The sequence below is a fragment of the Janthinobacterium sp. PC23-8 genome (genome assembly GCF_002250505.1).
Classification (GTDB): Bacteria; Pseudomonadota; Gammaproteobacteria; order Burkholderiales; family Burkholderiaceae_D; genus Janthinobacterium.
Genome location: NZ_NJGY01000001.1, coordinates 2,816,981 through 2,831,565 on the forward strand (window position 1 = coordinate 2,816,981; position 14,585 = coordinate 2,831,565).

Genomic DNA, 14,585 nt, shown 5'->3' on the forward strand with positions numbered 1-14,585 from the left:
TCAAGCCTCGCCTTTGTCGTCTTTACCAATCACCAGGGTGGTGTCGCTCAAATACATATGACGCGGCACTTGCAGATTGTCCGGCGCCGGCTTGTTCTTGTACACGCGGCCGGCCATGTCGAAGGTGGAGCCATGGCAAGGACACAGGAAGCCGCCTTCCCAGTCATCGGGCAGGGACGGTTGCGGACCGGGGGTGAATTTGGAAGACGGCGAGCAGCCGAGGTGGGTGCAGATGCCGACGGCGACGAGGATTTCAGGCTTGATGGAGCGCCATTCGTTCATGCAGTAGGACGGCGTGAACTCGGCGGGGTTGCGTTGCGAGTTGGCATCGGCGACCTTGCCGTCGGTTTTTTTCAGCGACGCCACCATCTCCGGGGTGCGCTTGAGGATCCAGACCGGTTTGCCGCGCCATTCGACGGTGCGCATTTCGCCGGGCTGCAAGGTGCTGATGTCTACTTCGACCGGCGCACCGGCCGCTTTCGCGCGCTCCGACGGCTGGAAGGTGCTTACCAAGGCTCCTGCGGTTGCCAACCCGACTACACTGCCCGCCGCGCACGTGGCGACGAGCAAGCCGCGGCGGCCTGAATCGACCTGCTTTTCGTTACTCATGCAAACCCCAATCAGTCAAAATGCGAATCTTTATTATGAATGGCAGCCGCGAAACATCCGTCGCCGAAGCGCTTTCCCACTGTTTGCCGCACGCCGTCTCTGCGGACGGTAACGTGGCAATATCCCTGCGGAACTCCGGTCAAATGGCGCAGCCCGTGCCATTTTCTTGTTAATCGCCACACGGTGAAAACGCGCCCGCTGGCAACCGCAAATTATAAGTGAAGCAAACAACGAATCAAACCAAAACGTTGCTTGTACCATAATTTATATACTTTTGCAGGGAGTGGCTAGTTCTTTCGAACTAGAAAGTTTGTATCGGGCCAGAATGCTGCGGTCGCACATGCAAAATCCGGATGCAAATGCAATCGATAGTATGATTGTCATGTTTTTTGATCCCTATGCGAAGGAGAAACTCATGGCAATGATGAAAGAATTTAAAGAGTTCGCAATGAAGGGCAACGTCGTCGATCTGGCGGTCGGTGTCATCATCGGCGGCGCCTTCGGCAAGATCGTCGACTCCCTGGTGCAAGACGTCATCATGCCGCCGATCGGCCGCATTTTCGGCGGCCTCGATTTCGCCAATTACTACCTGCCCTTGAATGGCCAGGCCACCACCATGACGCTGGTGGAAGCGAAGAAAGCCGGCGCCGTGCTGGCCTATGGTAACTTCCTGACCATCCTGCTCAACTTCATCATTCTCGCCTTTATCATCTTCCAGATGGTACGCCTGATGAACAAGGCGCGCCGCGTCCAGACACCGCCGCCGGCGCCGGCCGCGCCACCGGTCACGCCGGAAGACATCATGCTGCTGCGCGAAATTCGCGACGCGCTCAAAGGCGCACCAAAAAACAACGATCTGGCACAATAAACCGTTCCGGCGTGGGCCGGCTGACCTGGGTGGAGTTTTATGCGTCGTTTCTGGTTGTTGTTTGCGCAAACCGTGACCATCGCGCTGGCGTTGTATTTTGTGTACGGCGCCTTGCGCCCGGCCAGCCGGGTCCAGCAGCTCGGTTCGCCCGCCACGCCGATCCCCGTGGTGGAAACGGCGTCGAGCAGCCTGGCGCCCGGCTCCTTCCGTGACGCGGCGGCGCGCGCCATGCCGGCGGTGGTCAATATCCTGACCTCCCAGGCGCCCAGGCGCGGCAGCCACCCCCTGCTGCGCGACCCTTTCTTCAAGCGCTTTTTCGGCGACCGCACGCCCGACATGGAAGAAGACGGCGACGGCATGAAAAACAGCCTGGGCTCGGGCGTGATCGTCAGCCATGAAGGTTATATCCTGACCAACAACCATGTGGTCGAAGGTGCCGACGAAATCGAAGTCGTGCTGACCGACGGGCGCAAGGCGCCGGCGCAGGTGGTGGGACTGGACCCGGAAACCGACCTGGCCGTGATCAAGGTCAAGCTCGACAAACTGCCGGTGATCGTGCTGGGACAGTCGGAACAGGCGCGCGTGGGCGACGCCGTGCTGGCCATCGGCAACCCCTTCGGCGTGGGCCAGACGGTGACCATGGGCATCATCTCCGCCCTGGGCCGCAACAACCTGCATATCAACAGTTTTGAGAATTTCATCCAGACCGATGCGGCGATCAACTTCGGCAATTCGGGCGGCGCCCTGGTCGACACGCGCGGCAATTTGATCGGCATCAACACCGCCATCTATTCGCAAAGCGGCGGCTCGGTCGGCATCGGCTTTGCCATTCCCGTCTCCACCACCAAGACGGTGATGGAAGCGATCATCAAGAACGGTCATGTGGTGCGCGGCTGGATCGGCGTGGAAACCCAGGACATCACCAAGGAACTGGCCGACAGCTTTGGCTTGCAGCGCAGCACCGGCGCCATTATCGCCGGCGTGGTGCGCGGCGGCCCGGCCGACAAGGCCGGCATCAAGCCGGGCGACATCCTGCTGTCGGTCGATGGCAAGCCGGTCGGCGACACCACTGAAATGCTGAACCTGATCGCGCAACTGCCGCCCGGTGAAAAAGCTACAATGACGGTGCTGCGCAAGAGCCGCGAGGCGGCGCTCGAGGTGGTGGTGGGCAAGCGTCCCATTGCCAGGAATGTCGCGAAATAGACAGAACAACTCGTTGTATATCGGAAACTGACACATGCATGTGCGTGATTTGACCCAATTTTTACGTGAACTGAGCGAGAATAACAACCGTCCCTGGTTTGTGATGAACAAGCCGCGCTACGATATCCTGCGCGAGGAATTCCTGGCGCTGGTGACCAGCCTGATCGGTGAGCTGGGCAAGTTCGACCCTGCCGTGAAATTCTGCAATCCCAGGAAGGCCATGTTTCGCATTAACCGCGACGTGCGCTTCGCGCATGACAAGAGCCCGTATAAAACGCGTTTTTCGGCCGCCATCGCCCCCAACGACATGCGCCGCCCCAGCAAGGCCGGTGGTCCCACCTATTACATGCAGATCGATGGCCAGGGCCAGGTGCTGTTCGGCGCCGGCGAATATATGCCGCCACCTGGCCGCCTCAAGGCGCTGCGCGAGCATATGGTCAACGATGCGCCGGGGTTTTCCAAAGTGCTCAAGAATAGGCGCCTGAAAGCCCGTTTTGGCACCATCCAGGACGAGGGCAAGTTGCAGCGCCCGCCGAAAGGCTTTGATGCGGATGCCGAGCATATCGAATTGATCAAGCTGAAAAGCTTTTTTGTCTGGACCGAGCTGCCGTTGCCATTGAACGAGCCGGAAAAACTGTTGCCGCTGATTGCCGAAGGCCTCAAGGATGCGTTTCCATTGGTGCAATGGATGCGTGGTGCCAAAGAGCCGCAGGAAGACGCGGCAAGCTGACTAAAGGGAGCGCATGATGGCATTACACCACGCAACTTCAGGACAGATCATCGATGTGCTGGGGGCTAGCGGCGCGGACCTGACGCAGTTTTCCGCCATCGCGCTGGCCAAGACGGACGAGCTGGAACTGATCCGTATGTGCATGCCCAAGGGCAAGACCATGCCCGAGCATCATGTGCCGGGCGAAACTACCGTGCTGTGCCTGCAAGGCCAGGTGGCGCTCGATGCCCACGGCAGCGTGCAGTTGCTGGGGCCGGGGCAGATGGTGTATCTGAACGGCGGCCAGGCCCACGCGCTCGCAGCGCGCGAGGACAGTCTGTTATTGCTGACGATATTAATGACCAAGGCCGGCCGCTAAGCCTGCTTACACCCGGTTGGCTTCATCGCGCGGATCGCGCGCCAGCAGTTGCTGCACCATCTCCTGCGGCAAGTCGCCGTCGAACAGCACGCCGGCCACCGCGTCGGTGATCGGCATGTCCACCTGCATGCGCCGCGCCAGTTCGCGCACGGCTTTCGCACAGGGCACGCCTTCGGCCACATGGCCCAGTTCGGCCACGATGGTGGCCAAGGCCTTGCCTTGCGCCAGGCCCAGGCCGACCCGGCGGTTGCGCGACAGATCGCCGGTGCAGGTGAGTATCAGGTCGCCCATGCCCGTCAGCCCCATGAACGTTTCCGTCTGGCCGCCCAGCGCCGTGCCCAGGCGCGTGATTTCCGCCAGTCCGCGCGTGATCAGCGCGGCGCGGGCGTTCAGGCCCAGGCCCAGGCCGTCGGCCACGCCGGTGGCAATGGCCAGCACGTTTTTCACGGCGCCGCCCACTTCCACGCCCACCAGGTCATCGCTGGCATACACGCGGAAACTGCCGCCGTGCAAGGCCGACACCACGCAGGCGCGCAGTACGGGGTCATGCGAGGCGATGGTCAGCGCGCACGGCAGGCCGCGCGCCACTTCCTGCGCGAACGAGGGACCGGACAGGGCGCCGCCGGCTACCTTGTCACCGAGGATGTCCCGGAAAATCTGGTGCGGCAACAGGCCGGTGCCGTTTTCAAACCCCTTGCACAGCCATACCAGGTTGGGAATGGTCTGGTCTTTCAGTTGCAGCAGCAGCGGGCGCAGGCCGGCCACCGGGCAGGCGGCGATCAGCAGCGCATGCTCGCCAGCCGCATGGGCGACGGCGGCGTCGATATCGGCGCCAATGGCCAACTGCGGCGGCAATGCAAAGCCGGGCAAATACGGGTTCTCGCCGCTGGCGGCCATGGCGGCCATGGCCTCGGCGTTGCGGCCCCACAACATCACATCGTGGCGGGCGGCCAGCGCCATCGCCACTGCCGTGCCCCAGGCGCCGGCGCCGAGGATGGTGATGCGGCGGCGCGTGGCGGTGTTACTGCTGTCTTGAACGGGCATGGCTTACAGGCCCCACACTTCGCTGGTCTTGACGTAGCCGACCTGGCCATCCTTGTGGCGCACCTTGATCCAACCGCTACCGGGCTGTTCCATCATTTCCAGCAGCACGCCCTTGTCGAGCAACAGCACCGCCGACGAGGTCTCGTCCGGGCTGGCGCGCACTTTCAGGTTGGCCACGCGCGCCACCAGGTTGCGCTTGGCGGACAGGCCCTTGGCCTCGGTCCAGGCCATTTCGCCGCTGGCGTCACGCACCTTGACCCATTCGCCATAGCTGAGCACGACTTCGAGCGGCATGCCGCGTGGCGCCACGTACAGCTTGCCACCCTTGGAGGACGGCGCGTCGTACAGTATCACGGGGGCGGCGCCGACCGTCTTGAAGTCGACGGCGTGGCTGGCGGCGCTGGCCAGCAACAGCAGGGCGCCCGACATCCAACGCAATTTGCTCATGACCGTATTTTTCAACATGATGTTTTGTGAACCTTGAATGAAACACGGCGGCCCAAGTTAGCAAGCCGCCGTGTCTGGCCAACCCAGGACGGGCTGGCGAAGTGATGCTGAAACTTAATTGATGGTTTCGTTCGGTGCTGCCGCGGTCGCGTCGGCAATCGCTTGCAGACGTTGCTGGTAGAACACTTCGAAGTTGATCTCGGCCAGGTGCACTGGCGGGAAGCCGGCACGGGTGATCACGTCGGCGATGTTGGCGCGCAGGTAAGGGTAGATGATGTTCGGGCAGCCGATTCCCAGCAGCGGATCGAGTTGATCGGCAGGGATGTTGCGTGCTTCGAAGATACCAGCTTGCTTGCCTTCAACCAGGAAAGCGACTTTTTCGCCAACCTTGGCCGTCACGGTGATGGTCACGGTGGCTTCAAAGATGCCGTCGGCCAGGGGCTCGGCGCCCACGTCCAGCGCGACTTCGATGGCCGGTGCTTCTTGTTCCAGGAACACGGCTGGGGAATTTGGTTGTTCCAGCGACATGTCTTTCAGGTAGACGCGTTGGATTTGGAAGACTGGTTGCAGATTTTCGTCAGACATGGAACGCTTTCGTTGTAATGGACAAGAACGGCACACCGTTCAAATAGGGTGCGTACAAATACGGTGCTTTCAACAAACGGCGCCGGATAGGCGCAACTTGCGGGGGTACGAGGGCAATTGTATCAAAACAATACCGCCAAAAACCAAGCAATTTCTCGACCCCACTTTATATCAGGTTGCCGTGCCATTTAACAAGGGGTCCAGCTTGCCCGCTTGATCGAGCGCATACAGATCATCGAAACCGCCCACATGGGTCTCGCCGACATAAATTTGCGGGACGGTGCGACGGCCCGTGCGTTCCATCATCTTGATGCGTTCAGCCGGATCGAGGTCGACGCGCACCTTTTGCACAGTCACGCCTTTGGCTTCGAGCAGGCGCTCGGCGCGGATGCAATACGGGCACACGGCGGTGCTATACACGGTGACGGGGACGGACATGGTGTTCTCCTTATGTGAGTGCCTGAGGCAAAGTGGCCGGCCTTATTTGGCCAGCGACGGTTTGGCCAGCGACAGCGTTTTCAACGGCAAGCCCTGCTTGCTCCATTCATCGATGCCGCCTTCCAGGCTGGTCGCTTCAGTAAAGCCAGCCTTGCTCAGCACGGCCAGCGCAGTTGCGGAGCGCGACCCTTTCTGGCAAACCACTACAATGGGGCGCGTTTTGAATTTTTCCAGCTCGCCCGTGCGTTTTGCCAGTTCCGGCAGTGGAATATTTTTGGCGTCAGGCAGATGACCCTTGGCAAATTCTTCCGGCGCGCGCACGTCGACAATGATGGTCTTGCCACGATTGATCAACTGCGTCACTTCGAGTACGGTGGCGCGTTTGCCGCGCATCGACAGCAGTGGCCAGAGCAGGGCGCCGCCCGACAGGATGACGATGGCAAGCAGAAAAATATGGTCGATAATGAATTTCACGAAGAGTCCAATGGTTTAAGGCAATGCGCGCATTATAAAATAGAAGCCGGAACAGTTCTTTTTTACCTTTGCTTTTTTGATTGAAACCTTTTAGAAGATAGAACCATGTACAAAATCGTTTTCATGCGTCACGGCGAGTCCACCTGGAACCTCGATAACCGCTTCACCGGCTGGACCGACGTCGATCTGACGGCCAAGGGCATCAACGAAGCCAGGGCCGCCGGCCAGATCCTGAAGGAAGAAGGCTTTACCTTCGACGTGGCCTACACCTCGGTGCTCAAGCGCGCCATCCGTACGCTGTGGCTGGCGCTGGACGAAATGGACATGATGTATCTGCCGATCAAGAACGACTGGCGCCTGAACGAGCGCCACTACGGCGCTCTGCAGGGCCTGGACAAGGCGGAAACGGCCGCCAAATACGGCGACGAGCAAGTCCTGGTCTGGCGCCGCAGCTATGACACGCCGCCGCCAGCTTTGGCCGAGAGCGACGAGCGCGCCTCGTTCAACGATCCCCGCTATGCCGGCCTGCCGAAAGCGTCGATTCCGCTGACCGAATGCCTGAAGGATACCGTGGCGCGCGTGATGCCGGCCTGGGACGAAGAAATCGCGCCGGCCATCCGCGCCGGCAAGAAGATCATTATTTCGGCCCATGGCAACAGCCTGCGCGCCCTGATCAAGATGTTGGATGGGATCAGCGACAGCGACATCGTTGGCCTGAACATCCCGAATGGCCAGCCGCTCGTGTATGAGCTGGACGCCGACCTGAAGCCGATCCGTCATTACTACCTGGGCGACCCGGCAGCGATTGCGGCAGCCCAGGCTGCCGTGGCGAACCAAGGGAAGGCCAAGTAACTTTGCAGTCTTTTTTTCGCGGCACAGTGATCGCCCCCTCTGCTGAACGTCCCCTGCCGGCCTGGCGTGCCGGCGCCGTGTTATGCCTGGCGCTGCTGTTTTCCAGCGGTGCCGCGCATGGCGCCAGACCCACCGAACGCAGCAAGCAGAAGGCGGCTGCGCAATTGCAACGCGCCGGCCTGCAGCAAAAACTGACGGCCCTGAAACGCGATATCAGCCAGACCGAGAGCGCCAAGGACGACGCCGCCGATACCCTGGCCGAGTCGGAAGAGGCGATCTCCAACGCCAACCGTGCGCTGCGCGAGCTGGCGCAGGAGCAAAGCGAGACCAGCGTCAAGCTCAATGCATTGGGAAAAGAACACCGCGAGCTGACAGCGACGGTGGAGAAACAAAAAGGACAATTGTCGAAATTGCTGCGCGAGCAATATGTCGCAGGCAATGAAGACCGCATGAAGTTGCTGTTGTCGGGCGACAACCCGAACCGCATCAACCGCGACCTGCAGCTGATGGCCTATGTGTCGCAGGCGCAGGCGCGCTTGCTCGAATCGCTGCGCGCGAACTTGCTGGCGGTGGAAAAAAACCAGGCCGACGTGCAGAACGCCAAGGACGAGCTGGAAGAAATCGCCCAGGAAGAGCGTGACCAGAAGGTCGTGCTGGAACAGGAAAAGGCGCGCCGCGCCAGCATGCTGGCCAATCTGTCGCAGCGCCTGGTGGCCAAGCGCAAGGAAGCGGGCAATGTCGAGCGCGACGAGCAGCGCATGGGCAACCTGGTCGACAAGCTGGCCAAGCTGATCGAAGAGCAGGCGGCTGCGGCCGCCGCTGAAAAGAAACGCCAGCAATTGCTGGCAGAACAACGCGCCGCCGCGAAGGCGGCCGCCGCCGCCAAGGTCGCCGAGGAAAAACGTGAGCGCTTGCTCGCCGCGCGTGCCAGGGTAGAAGCCCAGGCACAGGCACGGGCGCTGGCCGAGCGCGAACGCCTGGCGCGCGAGCAGCAGAGCAAAACGGGAAAGATCAAACCGCAGACGCCCGTGCCGGTCCCGGTCCCGGTCCCGGTCCCGGTCCCGGTCCCGCCTGTAAAACTCGAGCCGATCGACAACGACGAGCCGCCGCGGATCGCCAGGGTCGAACCGAAGCCGGAACCCAGGCCCGAACCGAAACCCGAGCCGAAAACCGAGCCGAAACCCGAGCCGGCCCGTCCGACCCTGGCGTCGGCACCCCCGGACGGCGCCTTTGCCAGCCTGAAAGGGCAGTTGCGTGCGCCCGTGTCGGGCCGGGTGGCGGCCCGCTTTGGCAGCAAGCGCGGTGACGGTCCCAGCTGGAAGGGCGTGTTCATCAAGACCGGCGAAGGCAGCGAAGTGCACGCCGTGGCCGCCGGCCGCGTGGTGTTTTCCGACTGGATGCGCGGCTTCGGCAACCTGATCATCGTTGACCATGGCGGCCAGTACCTGAGCATTTATGGCAATAACCAGTCCCTGTTGAAACGGGCCGGCGACAGCGTCAAAAGCGGCGACGCGATCGCCAGCGCGGGCAACAGCGGCGGCAACGAGGAATCGGGGCTATACTTTGAGCTACGCCATCAGGGCCGTGCCTTCGATCCCGCCACCTGGGTCAAGTTTTAAGAAACAACGTACTTGCAGATTGCGAATCACACATGGGCATCAAAGTAAAAAGCATAGTCTTGATCGGTCTGGGCTTGTTGGCCGGCATCGGCGCCACGCTGCAGTTCCCGGCCATCGCGCAAAAGGTCGGCGCGCCGCTGCCCCTCGATGAACTGCGCCAGCTGTCCGACGTGTTTGGCCTGATCAAGAGCGATTATGTCGAAAAGGTGGAAGACAAGAAGCTGCTGTCCGAAGCGATCGCCGGCATGGTGGCGTCGCTGGACCCGCACTCGGTCTATCTGGACAAGAGTGCCTTCAAGGAAATGCGCGAAAGCGTGCAGGGCAAATTTGTCGGCATCGGCATCGAAGTGAGCATGGAAGACGGTTACGTCAAGGTGGTCTCGCCGATCGAGGACAGCCCCGCCGCCAAGGCCGGCATCGAGGCCGGCGACCTGATCACCCGCCTCGACAACGTGCCGCTCAAGGGCTTGCAGCTCGACGAGGTCATCAAGCGCATGCGCGGCCAGCCGAACAGCAAGCTGGTGCTGACGGTGTCGCGCAAGGGCGACAGCAAGCCGCTGGTATTTCCCATCGTGCGCGAGGAAATCCGCGTGCAAAGCGTCAAGGCCAAGATGGTCGCGCCCGGCTACGCCTGGCTGCGCATTGCCCAGTTCCAGGAGCCGACCGTCGACGACATGGTCAGGAAGATCAACGCCCTGTATGCGCAGGACCCCAAGCTCAAGGGCCTGGTGCTGGACTTGCGCAATGACCCGGGCGGCGTGGTGCCGGGCGCCATCGGCGTGTCGGCCGCCTTTTTGCCCAGCAATTCGGTGATCGTCTCGACCAGCGGCCAGTTGCCGGAATCGAAACAGGTGTTCTACGGCCGACGCGAGTTCTATGCGCCACCGGGCGCCAAGGCCGACCCGCTGGCCAAGCTGCCGGTGGCGCTGAAAACCGTGCCGCTGGTGGTACTGGTCAACGCCGGCTCGGCCTCGGCCTCGGAAATCGTCGCCGGCGCGCTGCAAGATTACAAGCGCGCCACCGTGATCGGCACACAAACCTTCGGCAAGGGCTCGGTGCAGACCTTGCGCCAGCTGACGGCCGACACCGCCGTCAAGCTGACCACGGCGCGCTACTACACGCCGAAAGGGCGCACCATCCAGGCGCGCGGCATCGTGCCCGACCTGCTGGTCGATGAAACGGCCGACGGCGACGGCTGGAATAGCCTGCGCGTGCGCGAAGCGGACCTGGAAAAACACCTGAACAGCGACGACGGCAAGCCCGAAGCGGCCGCGCCGACGCTGGGCGCCGTGCAAAGCCAACTGGAAGAAGAGCAGCGTTTGATCGCCACGGCAAAAAAGCGCAAGCCGCTCGAATACGGCGCCAAGGACGATTTTCAATTGCAGCAGGCGCTGAACCACTTCCAGGGCCTGCCGGTGCAATTGTCCAAGGCCGGTCCGAAGGCCGACAAAATCAGCGACAAGCCCGAGATCAAGTCCGATATCAAGGCCGATGACAAGAAGATCCCCGTCCGCAAGCCCTGAGCGCCGATGAACGACAACCAGCTGCTGCGCTACTCGCGCCATATCCTGTTGGACCAGATCGGCATCGAAGGCCAGCAGGCGCTGCTGGCCGCGCGGGTGCTGGTGATCGGCGCCGGCGGCCTCGGTTCGCCGGCCGCCATGTACCTGGCCGCTGCCGGCGTCGGCACGCTGACGCTGGTCGACGACGATACGGTCGACCTGACCAATCTGCAGCGCCAGATCGCCCATACCACCGAGCGCGTGGGCCAGCCCAAGGCCGCTTCGGCGCGCATGACGCTGATGGACATCAATCCCGGGATCGAGATCGTGGCGCTGCAGGAGCGCGTTGCCGACACGCGCCTGGCCGAACTGGTGTCTTGCGCCACGGTGGTGCTCGACTGCACCGACAATTTCGCCACCCGCCACGCCGTCAACCGCGCCTGCGTGGCGCACAGGGTGCCGCTGGTGTCGGGCGCCGTGATCCGCTTCGACGGCCAGGTCAGCGTGTTCGATACGCGCACGGGCAGCGCGCCGTGTTACTCGTGCCTGTTCCCGCAGGACCAGTCGTTTACCGACGAGGCCTGCTCCACCATGGGCGTGTTCGCGCCGCTGGTGGGTGTGGTCGGCAGCATGCAGGCGGCCGAAGCGTTGAAGCTCATCATGGGCATCGGCGAGTCGCTGGCGGGGCGCTTGCTGCTGCTCGACGGCCTGCGCATGGAGTGGGACAGCATGCGCGTGGCGCGCGACCCGGCCTGCCCGGTGTGTGGCGATCAAGCGGCCCAATGCGTCTTGTCAGTCTGAACACGCGGCGATAAATTTTCGTAAATTGTCCCCATATGACAAGCTTTGTCATATTTCGGCTTTATACTCTGCATTCCACTGACCTACTTCTCTCTTTTCTTATGCAAAATGCAGCAACCCGTTCGATACCGCAGCGCCGCGCGCGCGGCTTCACGCTGATCGAAATCATGGTGGTGGTGGTGATCATGGGCATCCTGGCCTCGCTGGTGGTGCCCAAGCTGATCGCCCGTACCGGTGAATCGAAAGTGGCGGCCGCCAAGGTCGATATCGCCACCGTGATGCAGGCATTAAAACTGTACCGGCTGGACAACCAGCGCTATCCGACCACCGAGCAGGGCTTGCGCGCGCTGGTGGAAAAACCGACCGCCGGCCCGGCCGCGAATGGCTGGAAAGCGGGCGGCTACCTGGAAAAAATGCCGAAAGACCCATGGGGCAATCCCTACCAGTATCTGTCGCCGGGCCTGAAGGGCGAAGTCGACATCATCTCGCTGGGCGCTGACGGCCAGCCAGGCGGTAGCGGCGACGACGCCGATATCGGCTCCTGGGACCAGTAAGCTTTTATTCCATGCCTTTCATGCGTGCCCAACGCCAGTTGCAGCGCGGCTTTACGCTGATTGAACTGCTGGTGGTGATGGTCATTATCGGCATCACCCTGGGCCTGGTGTCGCTCAACGCCATGCCCAACGGCCAGCAGGCGCTGCAAAAAGAGGCCGAGCGCATCGCGCTGCTGCTGCAACTGGCGCGCGATGAAGCCATCGTGCGCAGCCGGCAGGTGGCGTTCGAAGCCGATGAAAACCAGTACCGTTTTCTGGTCCTCAATGAAAAGCTGTGGCAGGCCGTGACGAAGGATGACCTGCTGCGCGAGCGCAGCTTTGTCAATACGCCGATGCTGCTCAGCGTGCAGCCGTCGACCAGCGTGGCCCAGCCGCTGCGCATCGTGTTCGGCCGCGAGCCGGTCGACAAGCCCTTCGTGCTGACCCTGGCCAGCGGCGAGCGCAGCGTCGCCATCCGCGCCGACGGCATCGGCCACTTTACGGTCGAGCAATAATGAATTGTCTTTCCCGCCGTCCGCCTCTGCTTGCATCGCAACGCGGTTTCACGCTGCTAGAAGTACTGGTCGCGCTGGTGATCGTCGGCACCGCGCTGGGCGCATCCCTGCGCGCGGTGGGCAGCCTGACGCAAAACAGCGACGGCCTGCGCAGCGCCATGATGGCCACCTGGTCGGCCGAAAACCATCTGGTGCGCCTGCGCCTGGCCAAGACCTTTCCGCAGACCGGCAAGCGGACCGAGGATTGCCCGCAGGGCGACCTGAAACTGATTTGCGAAGAAGAAGTGGTGGCCACGCCGAATCCGCGCATGCGGCAAGTGCGCGTGAACGTCTATGACGCGCAGTACCCGGCCCGGCGCATCGTGCGCCTGGTCCTGCTGGCGTTCAACGACTGATGGCGCGCCCACATTCGGCCGCGGGCTTTACGCTGATCGAACTGCTGGTGGCGATCGGCATCCTGGCGATGGTCGCCGTGCTGGGCTGGCGTGGCCTGGACAGCATCGTGCGCTCGCGCGAGGTGTTGAACGCCCAGCTCGAGCAGTCGCGCGGCATGCAGCTGACGTTTGCGCAGATGCAGAGCGATTGCGAGCACCTGGCCGGTTCCAGCGCCGTCACCGCCGGCGGCAAGACCCTGCTCAATGGCCGCAGCTACCTGTCGGCCGAGCCGGACCGCCTGATCCTGGTGCGCCAGGCCGTCGCCGAGCAGCAGCCGCAGCAACTGCAGGTGGTAACTTATCGCCTGGTCGGCGGCGTGCTGACGCGGCGCGAGTCGAACGGCACGCGCGACCTGGCCGTGCTCGACACCCTGTGGCAGGCGGCGCGCGACGATACCGATGGCGCCAACGCCAGCGTGGTGCTGCTGCGCGGCGTCGGCAGCATGGCGATGCGCGGCCAGCGCAGCCTGGCCAGCAATGGCACGCCCGACTGGATCACCCTGGGCGCCGGCAGCAAGACCGACGACCTGGCCGGCCTGGAAGTGACCTTGCAGCTGCCGGGCCAGGCCGCCGGCCTGTCCAAGGTTTTCCTGCTGGGGCCGGGATGAAACCGTTTATCGTTCCCTCCCGCCAGCGCGGCGTGGCCGTCATCACGGCCCTGCTGCTGACGGCGCTGGCCATCACGGTGGTGGCCAGCCTGTTCTGGCAGCAGCAGGTGCAGGTGCGCTCGATGGAAAACCAGCGCCAGCGCCTGCAGACGCAATGGGCCATGCGCGGCATGGTCGACTTTGCCCGCTTCTGGCTGCGCCAGGACAATCCGTCCTTGACGGCGCTTGACGGCATCTGGGCCACGCCGATCGAGGAAGCGCGCCTCGATGATTACGTCGACCGTGAAAAGGTCGAGATGGAGAAATTCGACGCCACCGTGTCGGGTCGCGCGCTCGATGCGCAGGCGCGTTTCAATCTGACCAACCTGGTCGATATCACGGGCATGCCCAGTCCCGGGCAGTTGCGCGCTTACCAGCGCCTGCTCGCCAACTTGCGGCTCGATAGCGCCCTGGCGCAGGCCACTGCCGATGCGGTGGCGCGCGCGCGTCCCAGGACGCGCGCACCGACGGATGGCAGCGACAAAAAAACCGACACCGCTACCTCCGGCGGCAGCGAGCCGGTGGCCATGACGCAGATCGAGGATTTGCTGGCGGTGCCCGGCTATACCGCGCAAGCGATCGAAACGCTGCGCGATTACGTGATCGTGCTGCCGCAGGCAACGCCGGTCAACGTCAATACCGCCTCGGCCGAAGTGCTGTCGGCGGTGACCGACATGTCGGTTTCCGAAGCGAGCGCGCTGACCTTGAGCAATCCACGGAAAAAGTTTGTCGATGCGGGCAACTTCAAGAATAATATTAACGGCAAGAACGTGATCGACGGTGTGGATATCGATGTGAAGAGCCAGTATTTCCTCACCGTGATCCGGGTGCGGCTGGACCGCGCGGCGCTCGACGCGCAGGCGCTGGTGTGGCGCCAGCCGAACCCACAGCGCACCACCAGCCTGGTCTGGTTGCGGGAAAATTAA

The 14,585-nt window shown here is 62.6% G+C and carries 19 protein-coding genes; 13 read left to right on the forward strand and 6 right to left on the reverse strand.

The genetic code is table 11. The annotated features are described in order from the left end of the window. Positions 1–609 (reverse strand): ubiquinol-cytochrome c reductase iron-sulfur subunit, encoded by a 609-nt coding sequence (gene petA / locus CD932_RS12050; protein ID WP_094442859.1) that lies wholly within the window; start codon positions 607–609, stop codon positions 1–3. Between the two features lie 415 nt (positions 610–1,024). Between petA and mscL the strand changes: the two genes are divergently transcribed. Genes mscL through CD932_RS12070 form a run of 4 tightly spaced genes read left to right on the forward strand, consistent with a single transcriptional unit; the run spans position 1,025 to position 3,768 of the window. Next, positions 1,025–1,477, forward strand: coding sequence for a large conductance mechanosensitive channel protein MscL (gene mscL, locus CD932_RS12055; protein ID WP_094443602.1), 453 nt, complete (start codon positions 1,025–1,027; stop codon positions 1,475–1,477). 39 nt (positions 1,478–1,516) lie between these two features. Then, positions 1,517–2,680 carry a Do family serine endopeptidase gene (locus tag CD932_RS12060; protein ID WP_094442860.1) on the forward strand — a complete coding sequence of 388 codons (1,164 nt, stop codon included), beginning with the start codon at positions 1,517–1,519 and terminating at the stop codon, positions 2,678–2,680. Positions 2,681–2,714: 34 nt separating this feature from the next. Further along, on the forward strand, positions 2,715–3,410 hold the full coding sequence (locus CD932_RS12065) for a DUF2461 domain-containing protein (protein WP_094442861.1): 696 nt from the start codon (positions 2,715–2,717) through the stop codon (positions 3,408–3,410). A 13-nt stretch (positions 3,411–3,423) separates the two neighbouring features. Beyond that, positions 3,424–3,768: a cupin domain-containing protein gene (locus CD932_RS12070; protein ID WP_369679830.1), complete on the forward strand. Its 345-nt coding sequence runs from the start codon at positions 3,424–3,426 to the stop codon at positions 3,766–3,768. A gap of 6 nt (positions 3,769–3,774) precedes the next feature. Here the strand turns inward: CD932_RS12070 and CD932_RS12075 are convergent, their stop codons facing one another. The 5 genes from CD932_RS12075 to CD932_RS12095 form a co-directional block, all read right to left on the reverse strand. Then, positions 3,775–4,812: an NAD(P)H-dependent glycerol-3-phosphate dehydrogenase gene (locus CD932_RS12075; RefSeq protein WP_094442862.1), complete on the reverse strand. Its 1,038-nt coding sequence runs from the start codon at positions 4,810–4,812 to the stop codon at positions 3,775–3,777. 3 nt (positions 4,813–4,815) lie between these two features. After that, positions 4,816–5,259, reverse strand: coding sequence for an SH3 domain-containing protein (locus tag CD932_RS12080; protein WP_176460936.1), 444 nt, complete (start codon positions 5,257–5,259; stop codon positions 4,816–4,818). A 114-nt stretch (positions 5,260–5,373) separates the two neighbouring features. Further along, on the reverse strand, positions 5,374–5,844 hold the full coding sequence (gene secB / locus CD932_RS12085; protein ID WP_065310238.1) for a protein-export chaperone SecB: 471 nt from the start codon (positions 5,842–5,844) through the stop codon (positions 5,374–5,376). A 171-nt stretch (positions 5,845–6,015) separates the two neighbouring features. Beyond that, positions 6,016–6,282, reverse strand: coding sequence for a glutaredoxin 3 (gene grxC, locus CD932_RS12090; RefSeq protein WP_094442864.1), 267 nt, complete (start codon positions 6,280–6,282; stop codon positions 6,016–6,018). Positions 6,283–6,324: 42 nt separating this feature from the next. Continuing rightward, a complete protein-coding gene (locus CD932_RS12095; RefSeq protein WP_094442865.1) occupies positions 6,325–6,756 on the reverse strand; it encodes a rhodanese-like domain-containing protein in 432 nt (143 codons plus the stop codon). Between the two features lie 105 nt (positions 6,757–6,861). Here CD932_RS12095 and gpmA point away from each other — a divergent pair, with 105 nt between their 5' ends. From gpmA to gspK, 9 genes are all read left to right on the forward strand, one after another. Beyond that, entirely contained in the window at positions 6,862–7,608 is a 747-nt protein-coding gene (gene gpmA / locus CD932_RS12100) for a 2,3-diphosphoglycerate-dependent phosphoglycerate mutase (protein WP_094442866.1), read from the forward strand. Positions 7,609–7,685: 77 nt separating this feature from the next. Next, positions 7,686–9,227, forward strand: coding sequence for a murein hydrolase activator EnvC (locus CD932_RS12105; RefSeq protein ID WP_094443604.1), 1,542 nt, complete (start codon positions 7,686–7,688; stop codon positions 9,225–9,227). 32 nt (positions 9,228–9,259) lie between these two features. Next, positions 9,260–10,750, forward strand: coding sequence for a S41 family peptidase (locus CD932_RS12110; RefSeq protein WP_094442867.1), 1,491 nt, complete (start codon positions 9,260–9,262; stop codon positions 10,748–10,750). Positions 10,751–10,756: 6 nt separating this feature from the next. Beyond that, positions 10,757–11,530 carry a molybdopterin-synthase adenylyltransferase MoeB gene (locus CD932_RS12115; RefSeq protein ID WP_094442868.1) on the forward strand — a complete coding sequence of 258 codons (774 nt, stop codon included), beginning with the start codon at positions 10,757–10,759 and terminating at the stop codon, positions 11,528–11,530. Between the two features lie 101 nt (positions 11,531–11,631). Then, the gene (gene gspG / locus CD932_RS12120) at positions 11,632–12,084 is read left to right on the forward strand and encodes a type II secretion system major pseudopilin GspG (RefSeq protein ID WP_094442869.1); all 453 of its coding nucleotides are present in this window, start codon (positions 11,632–11,634) and stop codon (positions 12,082–12,084) included. A 20-nt stretch (positions 12,085–12,104) separates the two neighbouring features. Beyond that, positions 12,105–12,578 carry a type II secretion system minor pseudopilin GspH gene (gene gspH, locus CD932_RS12125; protein ID WP_094442870.1) on the forward strand — a complete coding sequence of 158 codons (474 nt, stop codon included), beginning with the start codon at positions 12,105–12,107 and terminating at the stop codon, positions 12,576–12,578. After that, positions 12,578–12,973 (forward strand): type II secretion system minor pseudopilin GspI, encoded by a 396-nt coding sequence (gene gspI, locus CD932_RS12130; protein WP_094442871.1) that lies wholly within the window; start codon positions 12,578–12,580, stop codon positions 12,971–12,973. The genes gspH and gspI overlap by 1 nt, the downstream gene beginning before the upstream one ends. Further along, on the forward strand, positions 12,973–13,620 hold the full coding sequence (locus CD932_RS12135; protein ID WP_094442872.1) for a type II secretion system protein J: 648 nt from the start codon (positions 12,973–12,975) through the stop codon (positions 13,618–13,620). The genes gspI and CD932_RS12135 overlap by 1 nt, the downstream gene beginning before the upstream one ends. Then, positions 13,617–14,585 (forward strand): type II secretion system minor pseudopilin GspK, encoded by a 969-nt coding sequence (gene gspK / locus CD932_RS12140; RefSeq protein WP_094442873.1) that lies wholly within the window; start codon positions 13,617–13,619, stop codon positions 14,583–14,585. Before CD932_RS12135 ends, gspK begins: the two co-directional genes overlap by 4 nt.

Excerpts from the sequence above, each read along its gene's own strand:
- gspH (WP_094442870.1), top strand. The coding sequence starts at position 12,105 with ATGCGTGCCCAACGCCAGTTGCAGCGCGGCTTTACGCTGATTGAACTG.
- petA (WP_094442859.1), bottom strand. The coding sequence starts at position 609 with ATGAGTAACGAAAAGCAGGTCGATTCAGGCCGCCGCGGCTTGCTCGTC.
- mscL (WP_094443602.1), top strand. The coding sequence starts at position 1,025 with ATGGCAATGATGAAAGAATTTAAAGAGTTCGCAATGAAGGGCAACGTC.
- gspK (WP_094442873.1), top strand. The coding sequence starts at position 13,617 with ATGAAACCGTTTATCGTTCCCTCCCGCCAGCGCGGCGTGGCCGTCATC.
- gspI (WP_094442871.1), top strand. The coding sequence starts at position 12,578 with ATGAATTGTCTTTCCCGCCGTCCGCCTCTGCTTGCATCGCAACGCGGT.
- CD932_RS12115 (WP_094442868.1), top strand. The coding sequence starts at position 10,757 with ATGAACGACAACCAGCTGCTGCGCTACTCGCGCCATATCCTGTTGGAC.
- CD932_RS12110 (WP_094442867.1), top strand. The coding sequence starts at position 9,260 with ATGGGCATCAAAGTAAAAAGCATAGTCTTGATCGGTCTGGGCTTGTTG.
- CD932_RS12060 (WP_094442860.1), top strand. The coding sequence starts at position 1,517 with ATGCGTCGTTTCTGGTTGTTGTTTGCGCAAACCGTGACCATCGCGCTG.
- CD932_RS12070 (WP_369679830.1), top strand. The coding sequence starts at position 3,424 with ATGATGGCATTACACCACGCAACTTCAGGACAGATCATCGATGTGCTG.
- gpmA (WP_094442866.1), top strand. The coding sequence starts at position 6,862 with ATGTACAAAATCGTTTTCATGCGTCACGGCGAGTCCACCTGGAACCTC.
- CD932_RS12065 (WP_094442861.1), top strand. The coding sequence starts at position 2,715 with ATGCATGTGCGTGATTTGACCCAATTTTTACGTGAACTGAGCGAGAAT.
- CD932_RS12135 (WP_094442872.1), top strand. The coding sequence starts at position 12,973 with ATGGCGCGCCCACATTCGGCCGCGGGCTTTACGCTGATCGAACTGCTG.
- CD932_RS12075 (WP_094442862.1), bottom strand. The coding sequence starts at position 4,812 with ATGCCCGTTCAAGACAGCAGTAACACCGCCACGCGCCGCCGCATCACC.
- grxC (WP_094442864.1), bottom strand. The coding sequence starts at position 6,282 with ATGTCCGTCCCCGTCACCGTGTATAGCACCGCCGTGTGCCCGTATTGC.
- CD932_RS12080 (WP_176460936.1), bottom strand. The coding sequence starts at position 5,259 with ATGAGCAAATTGCGTTGGATGTCGGGCGCCCTGCTGTTGCTGGCCAGC.
- secB (WP_065310238.1), bottom strand. The coding sequence starts at position 5,844 with ATGTCTGACGAAAATCTGCAACCAGTCTTCCAAATCCAACGCGTCTAC.
- gspG (WP_094442869.1), top strand. The coding sequence starts at position 11,632 with ATGCAAAATGCAGCAACCCGTTCGATACCGCAGCGCCGCGCGCGCGGC.